The organism is Streptomyces sp. NPDC003077, from assembly GCF_040611095.1.
Lineage (GTDB): Bacteria > Actinomycetota > Actinomycetes > Streptomycetales > Streptomycetaceae > Streptomyces.
On record NZ_JBEXNM010000003.1, the window covers coordinates 223,003 to 242,359 of the forward strand.

The window sequence follows — 19,357 nt, forward strand, 5'->3', positions numbered from 1 at the left end:
GTAGGGGCTGGAGCGGCAGCGGTGGCAGGAGTCGCCACGGTGGCAGGAGCCGCCACGGCCAAGGGAACGAAGGCAACGGACACGGCGACAGTGCTCGTGCCCGCGACCAGAGCCCGGACAAGACCGGGTATGTGTGAGTGACGTCTGTTCATAGCCCCTTCGCGATCATCATTGACCGCCGGGCGCGGCACCGGACCATACTCCAGGGCACGGGCCGACCTTCCCGGCACGGAGCGCACCGTGCGCCGGTGCGGAATTCTATGGCCAGGGCTGATGGCGGCGGATTTGGCGACGGGCTGGTCGTCGGTCGGGTTGGGCGACGGCGGCGGTGGGGCGTTCGTCGGGTAGCCGGGTAGCCGGGTAGCCGGGCGGGTGGTGGCCCGTCGGCGCGTCCTGGCCAACGAAACGAAGCGGCCACGCCGACGGACGACCGCCCAAGGCGGCCCGCCACCCGGGACCGAGACGCACCCCGGCCGTTCGGGGACCCATGATCGTCCGGCAGGTTCCGCGACCATCCGGCAGGCCCCGCGCCCGACAAAGACCCCCGTCACCTGGGCAATTCACGCAGCGCGTTGGTCGCGCAGTGCACCTCGCCGCCGCCGAGGTGGGCCCAGGAGAAGTTCTCCACCCAGTGGGTCCGGACGCCGTTGGCGGTCAGCCGCCGTTCCGTCTCCGCCCGGAACAGGTCCCGGCCACGCACGCGCGGGCCGTGCGGATCGGGCGCGGCGAAGTCCCGGGCGGTCAGCGACAGGCCGTTGACGATCGCGGGCGAGAAGGCGAGGTGCCGACGGGGCAGGCCGCCGCCCTGATCGACCCGGAGGTACAGCGTCGGCAGCCGGACGATCTCGTCGGCCCCCAACCCCGTCGCCCGCAGCAACACCTTGAGCTGGCGGTCGATGTGCCGGGCGGCGTCCTCGCTGTCGCCGGTCCGGGCGTCCAGGGCCAGGAACTCGTCGATGGTCGGCTTGAACTCCGACGCCGTGCCCGCGAACAGCCGCTGGCCACCCTGCCCCGCCTTCCGCGCCTGCCGGAGCAGGCCGACGGCCAGCCGGGGATCGGAGACGGCCAGGGTCCAGCCGCGGGCGTTGTCCGCCCGCACGACGTGCACGGTCTCGTCCGCGTGCCCGACCACCAGCCAGGACGTGTCCAGCACCACCGGCGGCTGCTGGCCCTGCGCGTGCAGCATGCGGACGAAGGACGGGTCGGGGCGGCGCTGCGCGCTGCTGCCGTAGACGATCCGGCCCTTCGGGAAGCCGGGGTACGGGGGCAGCGATTCGACGTTGCCGGTGTAGTTGAGCAGGTCGTCCACGGTGTGGTCGCGGTGCGGCGTGTACTGCTGGACGACGCCCACGCCCGGCCCGCGCAGGTCCCGGTACAGCAGCCGGCCCGCGCGGCGCAGGCTCTCCGCCTTGCCGTCCGCGGACCGCCAGTGGTTGGGGGAGCGCAGCAGGATGCGCATGGTGTGCGGGCCGGTGGGCGTGGGCCGGGTGACGTACGCGGGCTCGACGATGTCCTGACGCCAGACGTCCCGCCACCACTGCGAGGTACCGGGCTGGAAGCGCAACTCGCCGTCCTTGAGGCCGGCGGCCCGCGTCGCCGCGCGCAGGGAGTCGGCGAACTTCCGCCACTGGCCGGGTTTCCGGTCCGCCACCCGGACTTCGACCGGCTGCCCCTTGCCGGGGCCGGGCGCGGCGGCGAAGACGTGCCGGGCGCGCTGGAGGTCGTTCTGAAGGAGAACCGGCGCCACCCGCATGGCCAGGCGGGCCTCACCGCGACGGGCTCCGTCGGCCACGACCAGCGAGAACGTCACCCGGCCGTCCCAGCGCCGCGGGTCCCGTACGATGTGGCGGCCCTCGACGGCGAGCCGTACCCCGCGCCGCAGCTCCCGGGCGGTCAGCCGGTCGTCGTCACCGAGCGCCACCAGACGCCCGTCGCGTTCGACGAAGACGCGGACGTACAGCCGCTGCGCCCCGGGTACGACGATGCGTCCCGAGGCACTTTCTCCCACCCGCATCGGGGCGACCCGCAGCGGAGTGAGGTCCTTGACGTCCTCCGGCCCGTTGACGACCTCGTCCGCCGCGTCGTTGCACGCGGCCAGCCGCTCGTCCACGGCCACGTCCAGCCGGTCCAGATCGCCGGGGCGCAGCCGGCAGCGCCGGGCGTCGTCGTCCAGATTGGGCAGGAAGACCGTTCCCTGCGGCGCCAGCAGCTCCGGGCGCGGCGGCGCGGAGGCGCCCGCGACGGGAGCGGGGACGAGAACGGCGGCGATGACGGCGGCGCAGAGCGGGGCGACGAGAGCACTCCGGGGGACCCGCGGACGGGATCGGTGCGGGTGCGGATGGCTATGGGGTTGATGCTGGATATGGGGTTGATGCTGGGTATGGGGCTGATGTTGGCTTTGGGCCTGCGTCTGCTTCCGGCTGTACCTGTTGTCCCCACTGCCCCTGTTGTTCCCACCATCCCTGTTATTCCCACCGTCCCTGTTGTTTCCGATATCCCCGCTGTCCCTGACGTTCCGCATGGGCATCTCCCTTCTCTCCCTTGTCCTGCTTGTCTTGATTGCCGCGTTGCCGCGTTGCCGCCTGTTGTGACCTGGCCGCCTGTTGGCGCCCGCTGACGCCCGTCGGTGCGTGCATCGCGGCGGGAGGTGATCCGTTTGTTTACGGTCACCACCGTCCCGCGGCGGCCACTTCGGCGCGTCGTGCGCCGGGGCGAACGGCGGTGAACCTTTCGATGCAGCCCCGGTCGATGCCGCCTCCGCCCAGGGGAGTACCGGGGGCGGGGCTGTCGGGATCCGGGCTGTCGGGGTCGGGGACATTGGGGACGAGTGGACGCCGACGTGCGGGCCCGGCTGGAACCGCTGCGCGGGGAGCTGGTCGGACTCGTCGACCGCGGCTGGTTACGGAAGCCACCCGGCAGGCGGTTCACCACCCGCCTATGGCCGACAGACGCCGATCACATACTTCGCCCTGCATGGCAGATCGTTGCCAGTGGGTGGGGAGCGGTCCGACTCTCCTGCTGAAATGCGCGATAGAAGTTCCCCATCACCGCGGCAACCGGCGCGTGGCGGGCCAGGAGCGCCGCGACTGATGCCGGAACCTCCTCCGGTGGCAGTCCTTGGGCGCACGCCTGCACGAACGCCTTGCGTTCTTCCGGTTCGTGTCCGTAGAGAGCGACGGCCAGCCAGTTCACGAGGTGCGTGAGGGCGTAGCAGCGGTCGTAGGCGTGGTGCTGGTCGAAGAAGTCGGCCTCGTCCTGTGTGAGGTCGAAGCGGGAGGAGATCGCGAGGCCGTAGTCGGTGAAGAAGAGTTGCCGGCCGTCGGTGAGGATGTTCTCGAAGTGGGCGTCGAAGTGCAGAAGTCCGCGGTCGTTCATGAACGAGATGCCGGCTCTCAGCTCGTCGTCGACCATGTCGCAGGCCCGCTCGGCTGCCTCGTCGCCGGCCTCGATCTGGACGCTCAGCCAGTCGTGCAGGTTCTGCGGGATGTATTCCAGGAACAGCACGAGGCTTGCCGTGGACTGGCGGAGAGCTTCGATCCGCCGACGTATCGCTGATCCGCCTCCCCAGTAGGCGACGGCTCGGTCCACATCGGCCAGTTCCTCGGGCAGCGGCCGGCCGGAGTCCTGTATTACCCGCCAGTGGTACATCAGGGGAAAGCCCTCGTATTCTCCCGCGACCACCCAGTTCGTCGTCATGGTGTGCGCGGCCAGTTCCCGCCAGGCCCCGAACCCTGGGCTGCCGATGGCGCCGATGCCGTAGTGGCAGAAGGCCGGGAGTCCGAACAGATTCGCGGTGGAGTGAACATGCTCCGGCCGTCGCTCCAGATCGGTCAGCCGTACCTGCTTGACGAAGACCCGGGTTCCTTCGACCTCCAGCAGGACCGTCTTCCCTCCGATGCCGGACCTCAGCGGTGTGCCGGCGTCCACGAACTCGCCCAGACCGCGGTCACTGCGCAACGCCAGCGATGTGGAAACGGCGCCATGGGCGGCCAGACGAGCATCACGGGACATATGACGAGCATCGCGGGACATATCAGGACCCTTCACTTACGCCTCCAACCATGCCCCGCCTCGTATTCATGGGCTTCAGCAGACACCGGAACGGGGCCAGTAGCCACCCCTGCCCCACATCCCACCGACTCTGCCTAAGCTCCCGCCATGAACAACACCACCACCCCTGCCATACGCATCAGACCCGGCAGCCTGGACGACGCGCCGGCCGTGCTGGACCTGCTGGACTCCGCGGTGACCTGGATGAACAGTCGCGGCAACACCGAACAGTGGGGCACGACGCCGTACTCGCGGAAGCCCGGTGGGGTGGCGCGGATCGAGCGGTACATGACCGAGAACACCCCCTACATCGCGGAGTGGCACGGGGCGCCCGTCGGAGCCCTGGTCCTGGACTCCGGTCCCAGCCCCCAGATGCCGATCGCGCCCGCCGGGGAACCCGAGCGGTACGTCCGGCTCCTGGTCTCCGACCGGCGGCACGCCGGCCAGGGCATCGGGGCGGCGCTGCTGGCCCACGCCGCGGAAGAGACCCGGCGGGCCGGCGTGGAACTGCTGCGGGTGGACTGCTGGGCGGGCGGCGGGGGCGAACTCGTCGCGTTCTACGAGCGCAACGGTTTCACTCCCACCGATCGTTTCCTGTCCGGGACGTGGCCGGGGCAGGTGCTGGCCCGACGGGTCGGCTGATGACGAGGAGGGCGGGGTGGTCTTCGGCCACTCGCTCGTCGGTGTCCCCACCTCGTCCATGTCCCCACCTCATCCATGTCCCCACCTCGTCCGTGTCCCCACCTCGTCCATGTCCCCATCTCGTCCGTGTCTCCATCTCGTCCATGTCCCAGCGCCGTCTCTCCTGGGGGACCGTGCCCACGTGCGGAGGGGCGGTGCTGTCGCCCGCTCCTGGTCATGGGCGGGGACGCGTACATTGCTCATCAGAGTGCCTCGGCAAGGGCCTGAAGGCGCATGACGGATCTGTCGATGCGATGCCGGGTGCCGAGAGCTGGTGCCTGACGACCCCCGTAGCGGGTCGGTAATGAGCAGATGTGGCATCGAGCGGATGTGGCAGCGAGCGCGCGACTTCCGGGGGGTCCTGTAGTCGAAGTGGCGTCGTTCGACCGGTCCCGGTCGGCCGGCGTCACCCTGACGGCGGACAAGGGCCGGGGCGCATCGTCGGTGGGGAGGGCGCGATGAGCATCACCGGTGTCTTGAGTGTGGCCAGCGCGTTGGCGGCTGTCGTGGCGGTGGTGCTGTCCGTTCGGCAGGTGCGGCTGATGTCACGTCAGAGCCTGCTGCCCGTGGTCCTGGAAGCGTTCAGGGAGGCCCGCAGCCGCGAGTGGTTCGATGCCCGCGATTTCATCTACGAGCGGCTGGCCGCCGAGTGCTCGCCCGAACGGGGCGTGTCACAGCAACCGCCCGAAGCCCGCGTGGCCCTGCGCAAAGTCGGGTTCCTCTTCGACAACTTCGGCCTGCTCATCGCTCATGGCGTGGTACCGGAGGAAGTGGTCATCGGCTTCTTCGGTTCGCTCGACGAGATCTGGCACATCATGGAGCCCTACGTCCGCAAAGAGGCGGAGCTCCGGGGGATGGGCTACATGGTCTTCTTCGAGGATCTCGTCGTCCGTTCCCGGTCGCGCTCGACCAGGGATGTCCGCAAGGCGCTCGGTCTTCGCACCATCGGTACCGTCCGCTGACCTCTTCTCGTATGAGGGGTGACCGTGGACGGGGCTCGGGCAGCATTACGTGAGGACAGTTCGTGATGAGGCTCGGGGGTGGTGAAGTGGCCACAGGTTTGCCGGCCGCGGCAGGACAGGGTGATGCCGACCGGCCGGGCACCGAACCGGAGCTCCCTGTCGGCGACACGGCACGCGCGCGAGGCGCGACGAGCCCCCGTCCGGAGAACGGCCCGAGTCCTCGTCCGCAGAACGGCGCGAGCCCCCGCGCGGACGACGGCCCGAGCCCTCGTCCGCAGAACGGCGCGAGCCCTCGCCCGGACGACGGCACGACCGCCCACTCGGACGGGCCCGGGCCTGCGGCCGGCCACCCGTCCCCCGCACCACGGCACAGAGCGGGAAACGACGGCGAGGCGGCCCCACCCGACGACAACGACGCCCCACCCGACGACGCCGACCCCCCACCGACCACGACCGGTGGACGCCTCGCACGATGGCTGCGAACGGTTCCGGGGCTCGCCGCCTCCACCATCGTCACCACACTGGCGGCAGCCGCCACCACGGCGATGCTCACCGGGGCGTTGCACCTGTGGCCCGAATCGACGCAGGTCGCCCTGTCCGTGGAGACCGACCCCATGCGCCTGGACGCCGACGGGGACCGCGTCCAGCTGATTCCCGCCCGGCGATTCGACGGCAGCGCGCCGAAGGACGGGTGCGCCGGTTTGTGGGCCTGGGCGCGGGCGCGGGGAGGCGTGGACGAGGACCGGACGAGGATGCAGATGACGGTGACGAACAGTGGCGCGCACACGGTGCTGATCACCGGCATGCGGGCCGAGGTGGTCTCCCGTAAGCCCGTTCCCCCCGTCGTCGAGGCCGCCTGCCGCGCCCAGGGGATGGCGAAGGTGTACTCCGTGGACATCGATCTCGACAAGCCGCAGCCGCACGCCGTCTACGACAAGAACGGCAAGGCCCTCCGCCCCGACTTCACGGTGGCCGCCGGGGACCTGGAGACCTTCCTGATCACGGCCAGCGTCACCCGGGGCGCCGTCCAGTGGAAGCTCGCCGTCGATCTCGTCGAAGACGGTCACCGGCGCACGGTCGTCGCGGACGGTGACGGGAAGCCGTTCACCACCGTGTCCCGCCCCGCCGGTCTCACCACCTGGGAGCTGGATCCCCACGCGGGGGACTGGCAGAAGTCCGCCGATGGCGGCGGCACCCCCGCGGGCCGGCCGGGCGGTGCGTCATGACCGCGCGGGCGCCCCGGCGCACGCTGGGCAAACGCACCGTCGGCGCCGTCCTGGCCGCGGCCGTGGCGGTGGGCGCCCTGCTCTGCGTCGTCGTCCTGCGGCTCGGACAGGGAGACTCCGCCGCGCCGCCGCGGCAGAGCGCGCCTCCCCGTCCGCACGCGCTGCCGCGGGACGTGGCCGGCGAACGCGTCACCTCGGTGGCGGCGGGCAACGGCGGCGTGGTCTACGGGACCGAGGCCGGCAGCGTCTTCGTCACACCGGCGCACGACGGCCCGAATGACGGCCCGAATGACGGGCTGAACGACCGGACGCACGACGACCAGTACGACCGCACGCACGACGCCCCGCGCGACCGCCCGCGACGGATCACCGGCGTGGACGGACGCGTGGTGAACCTCGCCTTCGACCCCACCGGCCGGTGGCTCGCGGTCGCGGGCGCCCGCGACGAACTCGCCGTCGTGGACACGGCCCACCCGACCTCCCCCGTCATCCGCCGCCGCACCCGGACCATCTCGTCGCTGGCGCAGGGCATCGTCATGCCGGACCGGCTCGCCGTCGACCCCTCCGGCAGCCGCGTCGCGGCGCAAACGGACGGAATCGGCGTGTACGACCTGCGCGGCAGCCGTCCCCCGCGGTGGCTGGATCTGAGCTACGAGTGTTCCAGCGCGCACGACATGGCCTTCGTCGGCACCGAGTTCGTCGCGGCGTCCGGCACCTGCGCGCACGTCTGGGACGCCGCCACGCTGCGCATGCGGCGGCAGGTCGTCTTCCCCGGCACGGGCTTCGCCGCGATCGGTCACGACCGCATCCTCTACGGGACGTTCCGCCACGCCCGGCTGCTGGACTACCACGCGACGAGTCCGCTGCCGAGCGCCTCGGCCGCTCCCGGCGAGCCCCGCCCGGTGCTCGGCGACATCATCGCCGACAAGACCATCGGCAACCGGCGCAGCCCCATCCGCCCGGTGGCCGACGACGGCCGCGTCGTGGCGGTCCTACAGGACACCCGGCTCATCTTCTGGGAGCCCGCCACCCGGCGGACGCTCACCGCCGTCACCCTGCCCTTCCCCGCCATCTGCCCGTCGTCGGCGAAGCCCAAGATCCCCGCGCAGTTCACCACGTCCTTCTCCGCGGACCACAAGACCTTGGTGATCAGCGGTTTCTGCCCGCCCTACAACAACATCGAGTCGAATTCCGAGGAGGGACGGCGGCTTTCCACGTACCGGCGCTGGGCGGTCGCCTATCCGTCGCCGTGAGAGGGCGAAGGGTCCGTATGCCTCGTGGGTCGGCTTTCGTTCGGAGCGAGCCGATCGGCGCGATTGTCCGGAAAAGGGCAGGGGAGCGCCCGCCTCCGCGTCTACGCTGCGTTCTCCGAAGGTGACGCGTTCTCCGAACGTGACGCGTGCACCGGGCGTGACGCGGTGCGCCGGGGCGGGTTGTTCGCCGGTGGCCGCCACGCGGGACCGTCGGCCCGGGGCCCGTTTCGCCAACGCCCCTGCCGGAGGGATTCCTTGTGGCTGACACCGTTGTGGATGTGACCGACGCGACCTTCCTGACGAAGGTGGTGCAGGCTCCCGGCCCGGTCCTCGCCGTCTTCCGCGCCGAGTGGAGCGGGGTCTGCCGGGCGCTGGACCCCGTCCTGGCGGAGGTCGCCAAGGAGTACGCGGACCGCTTGACCGTCGCCCGGCTCGACATCGACCAGAGCCCCCAGACGCCCCCGAAGTACAGCGTCACCGCGATCCCCACCCTGCACGTGTTCAAGGAGGGGAAGGTCGTCGCCACCCGGATCGGGCCGTCCAGCAAGAGCGACGTGGTGAGGCTGGTGACGCCGCACCTGTGACCGGCCGGGGCCGGGGGCCGGTCCTTGTCCGTCCTGGTGGCGCATGGCGTCCGCGGGTGACGGCAGCCTGCCGGGGCCGCCGATGAGCGCCAGCCGCACTGGGAGACGGTTTCGCTCCCTGGGCCGTTCTCACGGTCGTTCTCACGGCCATCCTCACGGTCGTCTCCACGCGGGTCCGGCCGCCGGGAATCTCGGGGCGGAGGTGGACGGTTCCGGGAAGGCCCACGAGCAGCTCATTCCGCCCATTCCGCGCGGGCGCACCCGTGGGGCGGCGCGTACGGTGAGGGAGGATCTCGGTGCGGCCGTGCGTTCCCGGCCATCTGCGGCGAGGCCCTGACCTGCGGCCACCTACGAGTACGAGGCGAGAGCGCAGCCCATGCCGATCCGTGCCGACAGTCGGCTCCACACCGTTTCCTGGGGGCGGGTGCTGGGCGGGCTGCGGGCGGGCGGCGGTCCGCTCGGTCTGCTGGAACGGATCGGGGCGCGGTCCCAAGGGGCGCTGACCCGGCTGGACCTGGGCACCTTCCGGCCGTTCCTGGTCACCCACCCCGACCACCTGCGGCACGTGCTGCGTGACCATGGCGAGAACTACCGGCGCGGCACGGCGATGTGGAAGGCGCTGGGCCGGCTGACGGGGCTGGGCATCACGGGCGAGGGGCCCCAATGGAGGGCCAGCCGCGAGGTCTGGCACCGGGGCCTGTCGGGCGGGGCCGCGCACGCCCTCGCCGACCGGATGGTCCCCTCGGTCGCCGACGCCGTGGCGGACCTGGCGGTGCGCGCCGCGGCGGGGGCGCGGGTGGACTCGGTGGCGGAGATGACCCGCATCGTGCTGCGGATCATCAACCCGGTGCTCTTCGGCTCCCGCATCCCCCAGTCGCAGTGCGACCGGCTCGCCGCGGCGGTCGCCGTCGCGTTCGACTCGTTGCTGTGGCGAATGGCGGCGCCCTTCGTCCCGTTGGCGGTGCCGATGCCGGGCGACCGCGCGTTCCGGCGCGCCACCGCCACCGTCAACGAGATCCTGCTCCCCCTGGTCCGCCGGGCACGGCGGGAGGGGGGCGGCGGCCCGGACCTGATGAGCGCCCTGCTCGACGGCCGCGACGCCGACGGTCGGCCGCTCGCCGACGAGCAGGTCGTCCAGGACGTGGTGGCGCTGTTCGTGGCGGGCTCGGAGTCCAGCGCCCTCACCCTGACCTGGGCCTGGGTAGCGCTCGCCGGGAACCCCGAGGTCGCGGCACGCGTCCGGCGGGAGGCCGACGAGGTGCTGGGCGGCGGTGCCGCCCGGCCGGAACATCTGCGCGCGCTGGTCTACACCCGGCAGGTGGTGGCCGAGGTCTGCCGCCTGTACGCGGTGGCGTGGGCGGTGCCGCGCACGGCCGCGGCCGGGGACGTCATCGACGGGGTGCGCATCCCGCCCGGCGCCACGCTGGTGATCTCCCCGTACCTGACCCACCGGCTGCCCGCCTTCTGGGAGCGGCCCCTGCGCTTCGACCCCGGACGCTTCACCAAGGACGGTGTGCGGGGCCGGCACCCGCTGGCGTACCTGCCCTTCGGGGACGGGGCGCACCAGTGTGTGGGCCAGTCCTTCTTCCTCCAGGAGGCGGCCTTGATCATCGCCACGATGGCGAGCCGCTTCGACATCGCCGTACCCGGCCGGGCCGAGCCCCGGGCAGCGGTGGCGCTGCGGCCCCGGGAGCGGGTGGATCTGGTGATCACACCGCGCCGGTGAGGGGGTATGGGGGTTCGGGGGTGATATGCTGGGCTCGTGGTGCTTTGACGTCGTTCCCTCTGAGGTTCCCGGCATCGCGTCTGCGAATTCGGGACGGCCGACTGGACGCGGCTCCACCGGACGCGGCCCCACCGAACGCGCCTCACTGAACGCCTGGCCCGATGGCCGCCCCGTCCGGTGTCAGAACCGATCCCACCACCACGCGATGGACGGAATCGGCGGCGGTACGTCGGTCCGCGGCGCGGCCGACGTGAAGGAGCCGGTGGTGTGGACGGCCCCGGGGTGGCGGCCGTCGGGGTTGGTGTAGCGGCCGGCGTGCAGGCCCCATTCGAGGTTGCCGCGGATCAGGTGGGAGAGGTGGTCGAGGTGGCGCCGCAGCGGCTCGCCGGCCCGGGGCAGCACCTGGTCGCGCAGCCGGACGAAGCGCAGGGTCAGCCGGTCGCACAGCTCCACCGCCGCGGCCAGCGCCGCTTCGAGGCCGAGGCCGTTCTCGGCGGCCAGGATGTCGACGAGGTTGAGCCGGCACCGTGAGGGCCGGGGGTCGCGGGCGGCCAGCCAGCGTTCCTTGCCGTAGGAGAACAGGTCGTCGTCGAAGGCGGCGGTGGTGACGGCCAGTTCGCTCAGCGCGCGCACCGCGGGCGCGTCCAGCGCGGCGCCGGGTATCTCCGCCCCGTCGATGATCTCCATCCAGCCGGTGGTCGCCGTGCCGGCCGCGGTGTGCTGGCGCAGGTGGGCGTAGTCGTTGAGGGACGGCGTACGGTTCCGCAGCCGGCAGCCGAACTCCCAGGCCACCCCGAGGAACCAGGCGCGGTGCCCCTCGACGACACGCCTGACCTGCACGGGTGTGCCCGCGGCGCGGCACCGGGCCGCCAGGTCGTCCACCGCCGCCAGGAAGGGTTCCCCGGCCGGGCCGAGCGCCGCCCCCGGGGCCTCCAGGGTTCGTACGATGCGGGCGGCGACGTCGGTGAAGGCACCGCCACGGGCACTGGCCGGGCCCTCGTCACAGTGCAGGTCGTCGAAGGCGAACATCAGCACGCACCAGTCCACGGCGAGCTGGAGCCGGTCGGCCGGTGCCCGGGGCATGATCCGGCCGTAGAAGCCGCCGCAGTCGTTGCCGGTCATGCGGACGCGCTGCGCGCCCCGGCGGCACAGGCCGTAGCCGTTCAGCCAGGTGGCGGCCCGTGCGTTCAGCTCGTCGGCATCGGGGTGCACGGCGGTGGGCAGCGGGCAGAACCGCGGCGGCACGACCACCCGGAGCGGGGCGCCGGGAAGTTGGTCGTCGGCGGGCCCGTCGTTGGGAAGTCGGTTGTCGGCGGGCCGGTTGTCGGCGGACCGGTCGTCGGCGAGCTGGTTGTCGGCGAGCCGGGCGTCGGCGAGCTGGTCGCAGTGGACGGCCGTCGCGGTGGCCAGGACGTCCTCGCCCATGCCGTTACGGCAGCAGGGCGCGGGTGAGCGCCTTGGCGGCGGCGGTCACGTCACCGGTGGCGGTGGCGTCGAAGACCGTGCCCTGCGCGGGAAGCGGGCTGGTGCCGAAGGCGTCCTTCAGCGCGTTCCGCACGCCGGGGCTTGCGGTCAGGGTGGCGGCGCCCCGCGCCGTGCCCTTGGCCACGTCGACCTTGGTCTTCTCCGGGTGGAAGGCGAAGCCGAAGAGCTCGACCGGCTGCTGCCGCCCTCGGCCGGACCCGGCCCCTTCCGTGGTCGGCGTGCCGGTGGCCTTGTGGGAGGCGAAGTCGAAGGTCAGACCGGTGAAGGTGACGGTCTTGCCGGCGGACTTCTTGGTGAAGGTGAGAGCGCCGTCGGTCGGCACCGATCCCTTGCCGAGATCGACGGCGAACGAGCCCTTGGTGATCGGCAGCCGCACACACCGACGCCCGCCGACATCGGCGGTGCTCGCCGGGCCCTTGGCCCCGAGCTCGACGCCTTGGTCGGCCAGCGCCTTGGTCACGGCCTGGGTCGGGCACAGCTCGGCCTGGCCCCGGGTGACCTTGACCTGCGGGGCGGGCAGCACGCTCGGTGTCACCCCCGCCGCGGCCCCGGCCCAGGACAGCACGCACCCCGCCGCGGCCACCCCACAGCCCGGCAGGACGAAACGGCTCCAACGTCGCGACGACATGACGACTCCCAACACCCCGAGTCAGGCGATACCGGCGACTTCCTCCACCGCGCGGGCCCGCTGCCCCGACGGCCGGCCCTTCCACGCGACCACGCCACGGGACCGGCCACGACCACAGGTGGGCCATTCGGGCGACGAATCCCTTCGGGGCGGTAGGCCGCGCGGGAGGGGCCCCGACCACACGCGGGCCGTTCGAGCGACGAACCCTTTCGGGGCGGTAGGCCGCGCGGGAGGGGCCCCGGGGCATCTCCGGCCCTTTTCCCGCCGTACGCGCCATGCTGCGGTAACTGACTGGTATGCCCCTGTTCGCGCCTGATGCGGGCTGCCAGGCTCCGTACCCCGGTCCGCCGAGGTTCGGCGCCTCCCCGTGAGCGAACCGGACCACAGGTGTGCGAGGTGCCCGGGTTCACCCCGGACACACTGAGCGAAGGGAGCAACCGTTGACCGTTTCACCGCGTGGCACGGCCCAGCCCGCGACGCCGCTCACCAGGGACCTGAACGCCGCCGTGGCGGCACTGCTGCCCAAGGAGGACGAGGAGGCCGAGCTCGCCCGGAAAGGCCAACTCGTGGCGCTCCCCGAGGACTTCACCGTGGAGCGCGACGGCGGGCACCTCCCGGCGTGGAGCCTGGAGCCGTACACGTTCCTGACCGGGGACGCCCCGGACACGGTGAACCCCAGCCTGTGGCGCAACGCGAAGCTGAACATGGTCACCGGCCTGTTCGAGGTCGTGCCCAACGCGGTGTACCAAGTGCGCGGGATGGACCTCTCCAACATCTCCTTCCTGGAAGACCCCCGCGGCATCTCCCCGGAGATCGTCGTGGTCGACCCGCTGATCAGCGAGGAGTGCGCGGCAGCCGCCTTGCGGCTGTACCGCGAGCACCGGGGCGCGCACCGCGTCATCCGCGCGGTGATCTTCACCCACTCCCACCTCGACCACTACGGCGGCGTGCTGGGCCTGTTCGAGAACAGGACGCTGCCCGACCGGGTGGACATCATCGCTCCGGAAGGCTTCCTGGAGCACTCGGTGAGCGAGAACGTCTACGCCGGCAACGCCATGCAGCGCCGGGCGATGTTCATGTACGGGCCCCTTCTGGAGCGCTCCCCCCAAGGGCAGGTGGACGCCGGGCTGGGCAAGAGCATGTCCGCGGGCTCCTCGGGCCTGCTGCCCCCGACCTGCACCGTCACCTCCGACATCGCCCGGCCCGGCAACGTGGTGGCGTTCGGACCGGTGAACCTGGAGTTCCAGCTCACTCCGGGCACCGAGGCCCCGGCCGAGATGAACTTCTACCTGCCCGACGTCGAGGCGCTGTGCATGGCGGAGAACGCCACCCCGACCCTGCACAACCTCTACAGCCTGCGCGGCGCGCAGGTCCGCGACGCCAAGGCGTGGTCGCGGTACCTGAACGAGTCGATCGAGTGGTACGGCAGCCGTTCCGAGACGCTGTTCGCCTCCCACTTCTGGCCCCGCTGGAAAACGGAGGGCGGCGACGAGATCGTGTCGTTCCTGACCAGCCAGGCGGACCTGTACCGGTTCCTGCACGACCAGGCGCTCCGGCTGGCCAACCACGGCCGGACGATGACCGAGATCGCCGAGGACCTCGACCGCGCGGTGCCCGAGAGCCTGGCGCGCCAGTGGTTCAACCGCGGCTACTACGGCACCGTCAACCACGACATCAAGGCCGTCTACCAGCGCTACCTGGGCTGGTACGACGGCAACGCCGCCCACCTGCACACCTTGCCCCCGGAGCAGGCCGGCCCCCGCTACGTCGAAGCCATGGGCGGACCGGCCAAGGTCGTCGAGCTGGCCCGGCAGGCGTTCGGCAACGCCAAGAGCGCCCACGACTACCGCTGGGCGGCCGAACTGCTCAGCCACGCCGTCTTCGCCGACCCCGCCAACGAAGAGGCCCGCACGCTGGAGGCGGACGTCCTCGAACAACTCGGCTACCAGGCCGAGAGCGGCCCGTGGCGCAACTTCTACCTGGCCGCCGCCCACGAACTGCGCACCCGGCCCGCCGACGGCACCAGCACCCACGACCTGCCCTCCCCGCAGATCATCACCCAGCCCGTGCTGGAGGCCATGCCGCTGGACATGCTCTTCGACTACCTCGGCGTCCGCCTCAACGGCCCCGACGCAGCCCGCTACACGCTCACCCTGGGCCTCACCCTCACCGGCGGCCTGCCCGACGACCCCACCCGGTGCGTGGTCCGGCTCCGCAACGGCGTCCTCGTCTACACCGCCGGCCTCATCGCCCCGGAGCACGCGGACGCCACCTACACCCTCACCCGCTCCGGCCTGAACCTCCTCGCCATCGGCCAGACCACCCCCGACCAGCTCGCGGCCGACGGCGACCTGACCGTCACCACCGGCACCATGGACCCGCTGAACACCCTCAACGGGCTGCTGGAGACCTTCGAGTACTGGTTCGGGCTGAGCACTCCCTGACGTGCGGCGGTGCAGGGCCGTCCCGGTCGGTCGCCGGGGCGGCCGAGCCCGGGGCGGCCTGGTCGCCCGGGGGCCTGGTCGCCCCGGCTGGTGGCTCGGCGCGAGCATAAGCCCGGGCGAACGGCCGCCCGCATCCCGCGTTCCGCGGCCGGTTTCACGGCCGTTCCAAGCGTGGCCGTTCCGAGCGTGGCCGTTCCGAGCGCGGCCGTTCCGAACGTGGTAGGTCCGAGCGTGGCCGATCCGAGCGTGGCCGATCCGAGCGTGGCCGTTCCGAACGTGGTCACGTCCGCGTCACAAGGCCTCGAAGCGCAGGTCACTGAAGCGCGCGGTGAATCCCTTCCCGTCAGGCGAGGCACACATGAGGCCCGCCTGGGCGGCGGCGCCGGGAGGGAAATAGGCGAGGCGGAGCAGCGTCTCGGGGGGCTGCTCGCCGACGCCGTAGTGGAGGAAGACGTGATCGCCCTGCCGCCGCATCTCGATGGTGACCCGCTTGGGGGCAGGGACGTTCTGGCTCAGGGGAACGACGTTCCAGTCGGAGAAGGCGCGGGTGACGACCGCGCTGAGCTGCTGCTGCCCGTCGACGTATTCGATGCCGGTTTTGATCCAGTTCTTCTCGTCCAGGCGCAGAAGGAGACCGGCTTGGTCGTACTGCTCGCGATATTCGCCCGCGAAGGTGACCCGCATCCGGAAACTCGCCGGCACGGGGCGCAACAGCGCGTGACCGGTGTCGCGCACGAATCCGTAGTGGGTCGTAGCCCAGAAATCGGTGTCGGGGTCGGTGGTGATCTCCACCTGTTCCTCGCGGGCGGACCACTGGGCGGGCGGATTGAGCCAGGCCCAGTCGGTGTGACCGAAGCAGGCAGGGGATTTCATGAGGCGTCCTTGGTGAATCGTGAGCTGCGCGGCGGAGGGAGACAGCCGAGCAGACATTGCAGCTCTCCTTCATCGCGGCTCTCCGAGCGGGGGCGGCATCGCGAGCCGTGCAATGAGCGCCCGCGGGACAGGCGTCACGCACCCGCCCGGGCGCGGTCGCTGCAAGATCTTGCCTTTGTTTCTTGAAGCTTGCAATGGATTTGCTGCAAACTTGCCATCACTTTCTGAGGCCGGATGCCGCCTCCGCTGTGTCGGCTTCGTCGGCGTGACACATCGGTGACGTGTGACGAGCCCCGCCCCTCAGGCGAACCGCAACGAGATCACCGTGCTCGTAGCCTGCGGATGCTCTCCGGGCCGCCAGCCGCTGGTCAGCGCTGCCATGGCCGCCGGGTCGTCACCGGCAGGTGTGGCCACCGCCGCCGAGCCGGCACCGGTAGTCGCCGTCACCGCCACCGAATCGTCACCACCTACTGACCCACCATCCACTGACCCACCACCTGCCGTAGACCCTGAATCCCGTGTCGTCCGAATCACCGTTGGACCGCACGGCTCGTCCACGGGCAGGCTGGTCGTATGACAGATCGGTCGACGGATCGGTCGACGGATCGATCGGCGAGTCGATTCACGCGAGACGACCTTGTAGCCCGTTTGATCCGCGCCGGTGAGCTGGAGATATCGGGTGAGGACCTGGACGAGGCCGCGACGTACTTCGACACGGAGAGGTTCCGTTTCCACGGGCCGGACGGCTTCGAATCCGACTACGACGGGCTCAGCGCCTACTTCGCCGCGGTGCGCGAGGCCTTCGACGACCGGTCGATCCGGCGCGGCGTCGTAGTGGCCGAAGGCGACCACATCGCGTGCCAGACCTGGATCGAGGGCACCTTCGTCCGCGAATTCACCCAGTCACCCGTCGGCCCCTTACCTCCCAACGGCAAATGCGTCACCTTCGACCTGATCAACATTTTCCGCTTCGACGATCAGGGGCGCCTGATCGAGGAATGGGTACGTATCGACAATCGCGGCCTCTTGCGCCAACTGGGCGCCGAAGTCTGAGAAGCGCTTGCCCTTCATGTCACGAGGTGATTCCGGGCCCGGAAACACCGTACGAGCCGAGCATCTGGAGCGAGCGTGCACCGCCGAGCTCGTTCCTTGATGCACGGCCGCACGGCCAGGACTCCTCAACGGCCTTGACGGCTCAGCCGAGCAGAGGCGCGACCGCGTCCCGTAGCTGTTCGAAGCGCTGGTAGTGCAGTCCGCGCAGGCCCGCCGCCCGGGCCGCCTCGACGTGGGTGAGGGTGTCGTCGACGAACAGGCAGCGCTCCATGGCGGCCCCGGCCTGCCGGGCGGCGATCGCGAAGACCCGCGGGTCGGGTTTGGCGACGCCGATCCGGGCGGTGCTGACCACGGCATCGAAGGCGTCGGACAGTCCGACGGAGGCGAGGTAGGTCTCAAGCCGGGTGGTGGCGTTGGAGACCAGGACCACCGGCACCCTGCCGCGCAGCGCGGCGAGCAGCGCGACGACCTCGGTGTCAATCCGGCCGGTGAGCGCGGTCCACGCTGCCGCAAGCTCCCGGGCACGGGTCGGCGAGCCGCAGACGGGCGCCAGGTCCTCCGCCACTCGACGCCGCCACTGCTCGTCGCTGAGGCGTCCTGTGACCGCCGCGTGCAGAAGCCGGCTTTCGAACGCCACCCCAGCCAGCGTGCCCCGGGCCAGTCCCCAGGCCCGGTCCAGCGTGTTCATGGCGTCGGGATCCCACAGATGCACGACTCCGTCGAAGTCACACAGCACCGCGTCACATGGCAACTCACCCATGGGTCGCGATCATGCCATCCGGGTCGTCGCCGGCCCATGCCCTGGGTCACAGTCGGCCCGCATTCTCCGAGAAGGGTGACTTCGATGGCGGCGCGGTAGCCGCGGGCAAATGTCGGCGCCATAGCCGCGGGCGACTGCCCAGCGGGAGCACCGAAACGGCGGGCCTTTCCGTCCCGCGCCGTGGTCCTCGCGACGGTGCGCGGACCACAGCGCAGGTCAGGGGCGCGCCACCTGCGGGGCGAGCGGTGCCGGTCAGTCCTCGCAGTGCAGGTTCTGGGCCTGGACCCATCCGGTGGTCAGGCCGATTCTGGAGGCGAACAAGGCCCAGTCCCCGTCCTCGTTGTGCGTCCGCCGGGTGACCGATCCGAGCACGCCCGGGAACAGGATGCCGCTCTCCGGCGTGTCCAGGTGCGGCGCCGGACGGTAGGGGGTCCGGGTTTTGGTGATGCAGGTCTCGTCCCTGTTGTGCTCGGCGGTGACGGTCCGTGGCGTATCGGTGGGGGCGGCGGCGGTGGCCACTTGGGGTGACAGGCCCAGCGCCAGCCCGGCCCCGGTGGCCAGCAAGGCGGTTATCACGCCGGTACGCCGCTTCTTGGTCGAGAACATGGGTGGTTGCCCTTTCGTCGTGCGCGTCCGTGCGACGCACTCACCTCACGAGCACCCGGCTCCCCGTTGCGGGAAACGCCTGCGGTGGGGTTTACGCCGTTTGGCGGCGCGTCGCTTGGCCGCCAGGGTGTCGCAGTGCTGGTCATCGGGACGCGTCCGGGCCCGGCCCGGCGCCGGTATGAGGCGGCGGGCCGGTGTGCGGCGCCTGCGAGCGTGAGTTCCCCGGCACCCGGGCGAAGGCTCGCGTGCCGTGCGACGCGCCGGGGGGAAGCGCGCCGGGCGAAGCTTGCGGGGAGGGGCATGAGCGCTTGCCGGGAAGGGCATGAGCGCTTGTCGGCCGCTGAGTTCGCCGGTTGGACGATCAAGGCCGGAACGGTGAAAGGGGTCCGTACCGCATGCCTTACCTGTTGCGCGCCCCGGCATATTCACGCCATCGACGCGGTACTACAGTGCGACGGTGACCTCTGCGCGGAAAGATCCGTCGGCCCTGATCAGCGAAGACGACCGGGAGGAGGCCGTGCGGCGTCTGCGGGAGGCATACGCCCAGGAGCACGTCTCGCACGAGGAGATGGACGCGCGTCTCGACCAACTGCTCGCAGCCAGGACGCATGACGAGCTCGCGGCGGCTCTGGACGGGCTCCCGGGGGAGGTTCCGGACACGCCGCCGACGATCGCCGCCGCCGGCGGACGGATCAAGCGGCGCGGCGCATGGCGGGTACCCCGGACCCTCAAGGTCGCGTCCGCCTACGGAAAGGTGCGCCTGGATCTGTCCCGGGCGGTCATCGAGCACCCGGTCGTCGACATCGAACTGCGACTCGGCACCGGCGGGGCCACCATCACGGTCCCCCGGGACGCGATCGTCGACGTCGAAGACCTGAGCACCGGGTGGAAGGACCTGCGCTACAAGCCCCCAGGGCGTTCCCGTCCCGGCGGAGTGAGGATTCGATTCTCCGGTGTCATGGGGTTCGGACGGTTGAGGATCCGGCACGCGTGGCGTTGAGAAACCCCCGGCACACCCACCACCGG

17 protein-coding genes are annotated in these 19,357 nt (G+C 71.3%); 9 read left to right on the forward strand and 8 right to left on the reverse strand.

The window, feature by feature from the left end; genetic code table 11:
* Positions 1-547: 547 nt before the first annotated feature.
* Together ABZX96_RS03760 and ABZX96_RS03765 are read right to left on the reverse strand one after the other, a co-directional pair.
* Complete coding sequence (locus ABZX96_RS03760) at positions 548-2,521, reverse strand: protein-arginine deiminase family protein (protein ID WP_355537251.1); 1,974 nt, start codon at positions 2,519-2,521, stop codon at positions 548-550.
* 434 nt (positions 2,522-2,955) lie between these two features.
* On the reverse strand, positions 2,956-4,011 hold the full coding sequence (locus tag ABZX96_RS03765; RefSeq protein WP_355537254.1) for a protein kinase family protein: 1,056 nt from the start codon (positions 4,009-4,011) through the stop codon (positions 2,956-2,958).
* Between the two features lie 147 nt (positions 4,012-4,158).
* Here ABZX96_RS03765 and ABZX96_RS03770 point away from each other — a divergent pair, with 147 nt between their 5' ends.
* The 6 genes from ABZX96_RS03770 (at position 4,159) to ABZX96_RS03795 (ending at position 10,482) form a co-directional block, all read left to right on the forward strand.
* Positions 4,159-4,692: a GNAT family N-acetyltransferase gene (locus ABZX96_RS03770; protein WP_355537257.1), complete on the forward strand. Its 534-nt coding sequence runs from the start codon at positions 4,159-4,161 to the stop codon at positions 4,690-4,692.
* A 497-nt stretch (positions 4,693-5,189) separates the two neighbouring features.
* A complete protein-coding gene (locus tag ABZX96_RS03775; RefSeq protein WP_355537260.1) occupies positions 5,190-5,693 on the forward strand; it encodes a hypothetical protein in 504 nt (167 codons plus the stop codon).
* An 86-nt stretch (positions 5,694-5,779) separates the two neighbouring features.
* Positions 5,780-6,919, forward strand: a complete 1,140-nt coding sequence (locus ABZX96_RS03780) for a hypothetical protein (protein ID WP_355537263.1) — start codon at positions 5,780-5,782, stop codon at positions 6,917-6,919.
* A complete protein-coding gene (locus ABZX96_RS03785) occupies positions 6,916-8,172 on the forward strand; it encodes a hypothetical protein (RefSeq protein ID WP_355537266.1) in 1,257 nt (418 codons plus the stop codon). The genes ABZX96_RS03780 and ABZX96_RS03785 overlap by 4 nt, the downstream gene beginning before the upstream one ends.
* Positions 8,173-8,429: 257 nt before the next feature.
* A complete protein-coding gene (locus tag ABZX96_RS03790; protein ID WP_355537269.1) occupies positions 8,430-8,756 on the forward strand; it encodes a thioredoxin domain-containing protein in 327 nt (108 codons plus the stop codon).
* Between the two features lie 376 nt (positions 8,757-9,132).
* Entirely contained in the window at positions 9,133-10,482 is a 1,350-nt protein-coding gene (locus ABZX96_RS03795; RefSeq protein WP_355537272.1) for a cytochrome P450, read from the forward strand.
* 180 nt (positions 10,483-10,662) lie between these two features.
* Here ABZX96_RS03795 and ABZX96_RS03800 read toward each other — a convergent pair whose 3' ends face one another.
* Together ABZX96_RS03800 and ABZX96_RS03805 are read right to left on the reverse strand one after the other, a co-directional pair.
* A complete protein-coding gene (locus tag ABZX96_RS03800; protein ID WP_355537275.1) occupies positions 10,663-11,907 on the reverse strand; it encodes a glutamate dehydrogenase in 1,245 nt (414 codons plus the stop codon).
* Positions 11,908-11,911: 4 nt separating this feature from the next.
* Positions 11,912-12,595, reverse strand: a complete 684-nt coding sequence (locus ABZX96_RS03805; protein WP_355537278.1) for a hypothetical protein — start codon at positions 12,593-12,595, stop codon at positions 11,912-11,914.
* A 440-nt stretch (positions 12,596-13,035) separates the two neighbouring features.
* Between ABZX96_RS03805 and ABZX96_RS03810 the strand changes: the two genes are divergently transcribed.
* The gene (locus tag ABZX96_RS03810; protein WP_355537281.1) at positions 13,036-15,039 is read left to right on the forward strand and encodes an alkyl sulfatase dimerization domain-containing protein; all 2,004 of its coding nucleotides are present in this window, start codon (positions 13,036-13,038) and stop codon (positions 15,037-15,039) included.
* A 291-nt stretch (positions 15,040-15,330) separates the two neighbouring features.
* Here ABZX96_RS03810 and ABZX96_RS03815 read toward each other — a convergent pair whose 3' ends face one another.
* Together ABZX96_RS03815 and ABZX96_RS03820 are read right to left on the reverse strand one after the other, a co-directional pair.
* Complete coding sequence (locus ABZX96_RS03815) at positions 15,331-15,912, reverse strand: DUF1349 domain-containing protein (protein WP_355537284.1); 582 nt, start codon at positions 15,910-15,912, stop codon at positions 15,331-15,333.
* 300 nt (positions 15,913-16,212) lie between these two features.
* Positions 16,213-16,359 (reverse strand): hypothetical protein, encoded by a 147-nt coding sequence (locus tag ABZX96_RS03820; protein ID WP_355537287.1) that lies wholly within the window; start codon positions 16,357-16,359, stop codon positions 16,213-16,215.
* Between the two features lie 201 nt (positions 16,360-16,560).
* Between ABZX96_RS03820 and ABZX96_RS03825 the strand changes: the two genes are divergently transcribed.
* Entirely contained in the window at positions 16,561-16,965 is a 405-nt protein-coding gene (locus tag ABZX96_RS03825; RefSeq protein WP_355537290.1) for an ester cyclase, read from the forward strand.
* Positions 16,966-17,107: 142 nt separating this feature from the next.
* On the opposite strand, the gene ABZX96_RS03830 is transcribed toward ABZX96_RS03825, so the two are convergent.
* Entirely contained in the window at positions 17,108-17,725 is a 618-nt protein-coding gene (locus tag ABZX96_RS03830) for an HAD-IA family hydrolase (RefSeq protein ID WP_355537293.1), read from the reverse strand.
* Between the two features lie 252 nt (positions 17,726-17,977).
* Positions 17,978-18,331, reverse strand: a complete 354-nt coding sequence (locus ABZX96_RS03835; RefSeq protein ID WP_355537296.1) for a hypothetical protein — start codon at positions 18,329-18,331, stop codon at positions 17,978-17,980.
* Between the two features lie 457 nt (positions 18,332-18,788).
* On the opposite strand from ABZX96_RS03835, the gene ABZX96_RS03840 reads away from it, so the two are divergent.
* Complete coding sequence (locus ABZX96_RS03840) at positions 18,789-19,331, forward strand: DUF1707 domain-containing protein (RefSeq protein ID WP_355537299.1); 543 nt, start codon at positions 18,789-18,791, stop codon at positions 19,329-19,331.
* Positions 19,332-19,357: the final 26 nt, after the last annotated feature.

Excerpts from the sequence above, each read along its gene's own strand:
- ABZX96_RS03775 (WP_355537260.1), top strand. The coding sequence starts at position 5,190 with ATGAGCATCACCGGTGTCTTGAGTGTGGCCAGCGCGTTGGCGGCTGTC.
- ABZX96_RS03795 (WP_355537272.1), top strand. The coding sequence starts at position 9,133 with ATGCCGATCCGTGCCGACAGTCGGCTCCACACCGTTTCCTGGGGGCGG.
- ABZX96_RS03765 (WP_355537254.1), bottom strand. The coding sequence starts at position 4,011 with ATGTCCCGTGATGCTCGTCTGGCCGCCCATGGCGCCGTTTCCACATCG.
- ABZX96_RS03770 (WP_355537257.1), top strand. The coding sequence starts at position 4,159 with ATGAACAACACCACCACCCCTGCCATACGCATCAGACCCGGCAGCCTG.
- ABZX96_RS03805 (WP_355537278.1), bottom strand. The coding sequence starts at position 12,595 with ATGTCGTCGCGACGTTGGAGCCGTTTCGTCCTGCCGGGCTGTGGGGTG.
- ABZX96_RS03830 (WP_355537293.1), bottom strand. The coding sequence starts at position 17,725 with ATGGGTGAGTTGCCATGTGACGCGGTGCTGTGTGACTTCGACGGAGTC.
- ABZX96_RS03800 (WP_355537275.1), bottom strand. The coding sequence starts at position 11,907 with ATGGGCGAGGACGTCCTGGCCACCGCGACGGCCGTCCACTGCGACCAG.
- ABZX96_RS03815 (WP_355537284.1), bottom strand. The coding sequence starts at position 15,912 with ATGAAATCCCCTGCCTGCTTCGGTCACACCGACTGGGCCTGGCTCAAT.
- ABZX96_RS03835 (WP_355537296.1), bottom strand. The coding sequence starts at position 18,331 with ATGTTCTCGACCAAGAAGCGGCGTACCGGCGTGATAACCGCCTTGCTG.
- ABZX96_RS03760 (WP_355537251.1), bottom strand. The coding sequence starts at position 2,521 with ATGCGGAACGTCAGGGACAGCGGGGATATCGGAAACAACAGGGACGGT.
- ABZX96_RS03785 (WP_355537266.1), top strand. The coding sequence starts at position 6,916 with ATGACCGCGCGGGCGCCCCGGCGCACGCTGGGCAAACGCACCGTCGGC.